A 5113-nucleotide genomic window follows, 5' to 3' on the forward strand; every position below is an offset into this window, starting at 1 on the left:
CGCCAGAGTCATAGGCAAGTGGAATCATGTGTCTGGGGGCGAACAGGGTTTGAAGGATGACGATGCAGTACGCACCCAGAATGAAATAGAGCAGGGAACCACCGGTAATGATCCGGAAGGCGCCAATGGCAATGCCGATACCCACCCCGACCGCGATGGCAATGCGCAGGCGGTTGGCATGGATGGCGCCACCCGAGAGCTGATTCGCCTTCATGGCCACGGCAATGACCGCCGGCTCGACCATGACTGCCGCCGCCCCCATGCTGAAGGCAAAAAGATAAACCCCGTAATAGGCGCTCCAGTGAGCAATGGTATCGCCAGTGGCCGCCGCGCCCGAGACAAACTCAGGGTCGGTCAGTTGCTCGGCCATGGATCGGCCCAGGGGAAACAGCGCCTGCTCCAGACCCATGAGGAAAAACACCAGACCGGCCACCACGAACAGCCCCCCCTTGAGCATGCGCCAGGGCTTGTTCAGCCGCCGACGCAGCACCAGGAACTGGAACACCAGGATGACCAGCAGAATGGGGGCCACATCCCGCAGCGTTTCCAGTAGCGTTTGCTGGAGCACATCGTGAAAGGGAGGCAAACCGTCCATCAGAACAGCCCCCCATAGATCATGACGAACATCATCGGCGTCAGGGACGCAAAGGCGATTAGGCCGAAACCGTCCACCGCCGGGTTGCGCCCCCGAATGGCCATGGACAGGCCTACACCCAGGGCAGTGACCAGCGGTACGGTAATGGTGGATGTGGTGACCCCGCCGGCGTCATAGGCAATGCCGACAATCTCTTCCGGGGCAAAGCCGGTCATGGCAACCACGATGCCGTAGCCGCCGATGATCAGATAATGCAGGGGCCAGCCCTTCAGAATGCGGATGACGCCCAGCACAATGGCCAGGCCCACGGCCAGGGCGACGGCAATCCGCAGCCCCAGGGCCCAGGCCGCCATGCTGTCCGCGTCGCCGGCAATCCGACCTTCCTCGGCGGCCACGGCGGCGGCTTCCCCGGCAATGGCAATCAGTGCCGGTTCGGCAATGGTGGTGGCAAAGCCCAGGGAAAAGCCGAACAGTAATAACCAGAACACACTGCCCTTGCGGGCAAAGGCCTGTGCCATGGACTCGCCAATGGGAAACAGTCCCGTCTCCAGGCCATGCACAAAGAGTGTCAGGCCGATGATCACAAACAGCATGCCCTGAAGGAGGGCAAGGGCATCCGGCAGGGGTTCGCCAATGACAACCAACTGAAAGAAGGCCACGACCCCGGCAATGGGCAGAATATCGCGGCTGCTCTGCAGCAGGCTCTGGATGATGCCCTTGCCGGAAGCGTCCAAGTTCTGCCTCCCTCCTGGCCTGTGTCTTGGGTTGCCGGGCGAGGCCCGCTATAGTCAGAGCCAGTGTAGCTAAGGAGGCGTGAGCATGGCGACTTTCTCTCGCATCATGGCAGCGACGGATTTCTCTGATTCATCGCTGGAGGCGGTTCGCCGAACCGCGGCCCTGCTCAAGGCCGGGCAGGCGGAATCCGGCTGTATTTTGCATGTGACCGAAGCCGGCATCATGGAAAGCCTGCGGCAATTGCTGGGACAGTCGCCCGACCTGTCCGCCGCGCTTGAGCAGCGACTGCAGGCGCTGGCCAAGGACATCGCTGACGAGACCGGGGCAATACTGGAAACCCGCTTGCTGTCGGGCCCCATCGCCCGCTCCCTGGCCGAGGCCATGACGGCGGAGGATCTCATTGTGCTGGGCTCACAGGGCAGTCATCGTGCCCGGGAGCTACTGCTGGGTACCACCGCCCAGCAGCTTGTCTATCACAGCCCCGGTGCCGCATTGGTGGTGCGTCGGCCCGCTTCCAGCAGCTGGCGCAAGGTGCTGGTCGCCACGGATTTCTCGGAACCATCACGCCGCGCCCTCGAACGAGCGGTGCAGTTGGCGCCCGAGGCCGAGATTGAGCTGGTGCATGTCTATGCTTCGCGCTTTGAGCCAAGCATGCATTATGCCGGCGTGGATGAGACGCTGGTTCAGGAATACCGGCAACGCGCCCGCCTGGAGGCGGAACGGGAAATGCGGGCCTTTATGGAGGCGAGCGGTGCGCCAGCGGTCAAGAGCCGGCTTGAATCCGGTTATGCACCGCACCGACTCCGTGACATGGTCAGTGAGGATGAAATAGACCTGTTGGTTGTGGGCAAACAGGGGCAGTCCATGACGCGGGACCTCATGCTGGGCAGTGTCAGCATGTCGCTGCTTCAGCGTGCCGATTGTGATGTGCTCGTTGTCAGCTAGTTGTCTTGCGGCAGCCCGCGACAGCGTTTGGTTTCCCGATGGTTTGAAAACGAGGACTTCCAGTAACAGCCAGCCCATGCCGGCGTCTGATCAGGGGTTTCCTTAACCCGGTAGGTGATCCGGGCGGGCGTTCCACACAGACGCCTGTCTGATTCTGATCCCCTGGTCCTTTGCTGCTGTTACGGTGTCCTCATGCCAGACAAGTCGTCCTCCGTTTTTCCTGCTTTTTCATCCCGCCTGGGTTTCATTCTCGCCGCCATCGGTGCCGCGGTGGGGCTTGGCAATGTCTGGCGCTTTCCCTATGAGGCAGGCGAGAACGGCGGCGGGGCCTTTGTGCTCATCTATCTCATCGGCATGGTGTTGGTGGCAGCCCCCATATTTCTCTGCGAGGCCCTGATCGGGCGTCGGGGCCGGGGCAGCCCGCCAACCGCGCTGCTGCGCCAGGCCGTCGAGCATGGCCGCAGCCGGGCCTGGCGGATCCCGGGTCTGCTTGGCGTGATCGGGGCACTGGTGTTGATGAGCTTTTATTCGGTGATTGCCGGCTGGTCGCTGCATTACATGCTGGGTGCCGGCGCCGGGCATTTCACCGGCCTGGATGCGGACGCGGCGCAAAGCTATTTCGCTCGCCTTCAGGGCTCACCGCAGTTGCTGTTGCTGTGGCAGGGCACCTTCATTATGGCGACCATGGCCATCGTCGGTCTTGGCGTCAATCGCGGCATTGAGCGGGGCATGCGGCTGATGATGCCGTTGCTGGCCTTGTTGCTGATTGGCCTGGTTGTCTATGCCTTTGTGGCCGGGGAAGGGCGGATGGCCCTTCATTATCTCTTCGCGCCGGACTTCTCGGCCATTACCCCCGAGGTGGCTTTGGCCGCGGTGGGCCAGTCCCTGTTCAGCGTGTCCGTGGGTCTGGGTGGCATCATGATGTACGCCGCCTACCTGCCCCGGGGCGCCTCCCTGCCGGGTTCGGCGGCCTATGTGATTTCCGCCGATACCGCCGTGGCTTTGCTCGCCGGTCTCGCGATCTTTCCGATTGTCTTTGCGCATGGCCTGGCACCCGACAGCGGCCCGGGCCTGATCTTCATTACCCTGCCACTGGCCTTCGGGGAAATGCCCTTCGGCAACCTGGTGGGATTCGCCTTCTGTTTCTTCCTCTTCGTGGCGGCTTTGACATCATCAGTAGCTCTTTATGAGCCCATGACCGCCTATCTGGGCGAGCGTGGTGTCAGCCGGCGGCTGGGCGTCGCGGTAGCCGCCTCGCTTAGCTGGGTGATGGGCATCTTCTCTGTACTGTCCTTCAACCTGCTGAGCGACATGGTCATTACTCCCTTCCAGGCCATTACCTGGGGGCTCAACAACCTGGTTCTGCCGGTGGGGGCCCTGATCCTGGCCTACTTCGCCGGGCGACTCCTGCACCGGGAGGCCACCGTACAGGAGCTCGGCATGGGGGATGGCTGGCTCTACCGAGGCTGGCGCCTCGCCGTGCGCTGGATTGCGCCGGGATTCATTCTGCTGCTGTTCGTCTCCAACCTGCTGCCGGAGAGCTTGTTCAGTTAAGCAGGCAAGGTCCTACCCACCCGCCGTAGGAGCGGATTCATCCGCGATTGCCTGGACACTGGCACCGGGCGACTTCGGAGCCCATCGTGAATGAATTCGCTCCTACGGTGGGTGGGACTTGCGCCTTAACTATTTTCCGTCAACAAGCGCTGCGCCTCACGATATTTCTCGGCGGTCTTTTCGATGATCTCGGCCGGCAGTTTGGGCCCCGGCGGGGTCTTGTCCCAGTCCAGGGTTTCCAGGTAATCGCGCACGAACTGCTTGTCGAAGCTGGGCGGGCTCATGCCGGTCTGGTATTCATCGGCCGGCCAGAAGCGGGAGGAATCCGGGGTCAGGGCTTCGTCAATGAGATGCAGGCGCCCATTCTCGTCCAGGCCGAACTCGAACTTGGTATCGGCAATGATCAGGCCCCGGCTCTCGGCATGCTTCAAGGCATAGGTGTAAAGGGCAATGCTGGTTTCCTTCACGTCATTGGCCAGCTTTTCGCCGATCAGCTTTTCCACTGCCTCGAAACTGATGTTCTCGTCATGGTCGCCCACGGCCGCCTTGGTGGAAGGGGTGAACAGGGGCTGGGGCAGCACATCGGCCTGGCGCAGGCCGGCGGGCAGTTCAATGCCGCAGACCGAGCCGGTGTTCTGGTAATCCTTCCAGCCCGAGCCGATCAGATAACCCCGCACGATGGCCTCGATGGGCAGGGGCTTGAGCCGCTTGACCACCATGGCCCGGCTGGCCACCTGCTCGCGTTCCGCCGCGTTCGGCAGGGCCTGTTCCAGAGTCATCTCGGCAATGTGATTGGGCACGATGCCTTGGGTGCGCTGGAACCAGAAATTGGAAATGGCGGTGAGCACCTCGCCCTTGCCGGGAATGGGATCGGGCAGGATGACATCGAAGGCAGACAGACGGTCGGAGGCCACCACCAGCAGGTGATGCTCGTCCACGGCATACAGGTCCCGGACCTTGCCGCTGTGGATCTTCTCCAGACTCTGGATATCGGCGGCATACAGCGCCTTGTCACCGCTGCTCATGGGCTTTCCTCGCAAGTTGATCGAATTCCCCGGCAAGGCGCGTATCTTGGGCCAGCCACCGAATTCTGTCCAGTCGACCGGGCGCGGCATCCCCTGTAGGAGCGGCTTCAGCCGCGATTGAGTCAGCGCCCCGCCTCCCAACCGGTCGGGGCGCTGTCATCACTCGCCGGGTCGGGCGCGAAGTCAAAAGGCGTACGCTCGAGAAAATCCTCAAGAAAAACCTGGGCGGCCTGCTCATGGCCCTCGCTCAGGAGCACCA

The 5113-nt window shown here is 62.3% G+C and carries 5 protein-coding genes; 2 read left to right on the forward strand and 3 right to left on the reverse strand.

Annotated elements, in window-relative coordinates:
* A partial coding sequence (locus ACJWXQ_RS01125) for a DUF1538 domain-containing protein (protein ID WP_406671969.1) occupies positions 1-595 on the reverse strand: 595 nt, incomplete at its 3' end.
* The gene (locus ACJWXQ_RS01130; RefSeq protein WP_346053196.1) at positions 595-1329 is read right to left on the reverse strand and encodes a DUF1538 domain-containing protein; all 735 of its coding nucleotides are present in this window, start codon (positions 1327-1329) and stop codon (positions 595-597) included. The genes ACJWXQ_RS01130 and ACJWXQ_RS01125, both read right to left, overlap by 1 nt.
* Positions 1330-1414: 85 nt before the next feature.
* Between ACJWXQ_RS01130 and ACJWXQ_RS01135 the strand changes: the two genes are divergently transcribed.
* Positions 1415-2275, forward strand: coding sequence for a universal stress protein (locus ACJWXQ_RS01135; protein ID WP_346053194.1), 861 nt, complete (start codon positions 1415-1417; stop codon positions 2273-2275).
* A 192-nt stretch (positions 2276-2467) separates the two neighbouring features.
* Positions 2468-3829 (forward strand): sodium-dependent transporter, encoded by a 1362-nt coding sequence (locus tag ACJWXQ_RS01140; RefSeq protein ID WP_406671970.1) that lies wholly within the window; start codon positions 2468-2470, stop codon positions 3827-3829.
* 125 nt (positions 3830-3954) lie between these two features.
* Here the strand turns inward: ACJWXQ_RS01140 and ACJWXQ_RS01145 are convergent, their stop codons facing one another.
* The gene (locus tag ACJWXQ_RS01145; protein ID WP_346053191.1) at positions 3955-4854 is read right to left on the reverse strand and encodes a phosphoribosylaminoimidazolesuccinocarboxamide synthase; all 900 of its coding nucleotides are present in this window, start codon (positions 4852-4854) and stop codon (positions 3955-3957) included.
* Between the last annotated feature and the right edge of the window lie 259 nt (positions 4855-5113).

This window comes from Natronospira sp. (assembly GCF_007134575.1).
Lineage (GTDB): Bacteria > Pseudomonadota > Gammaproteobacteria > Natronospirales > Natronospiraceae > Natronospira > Natronospira elongata.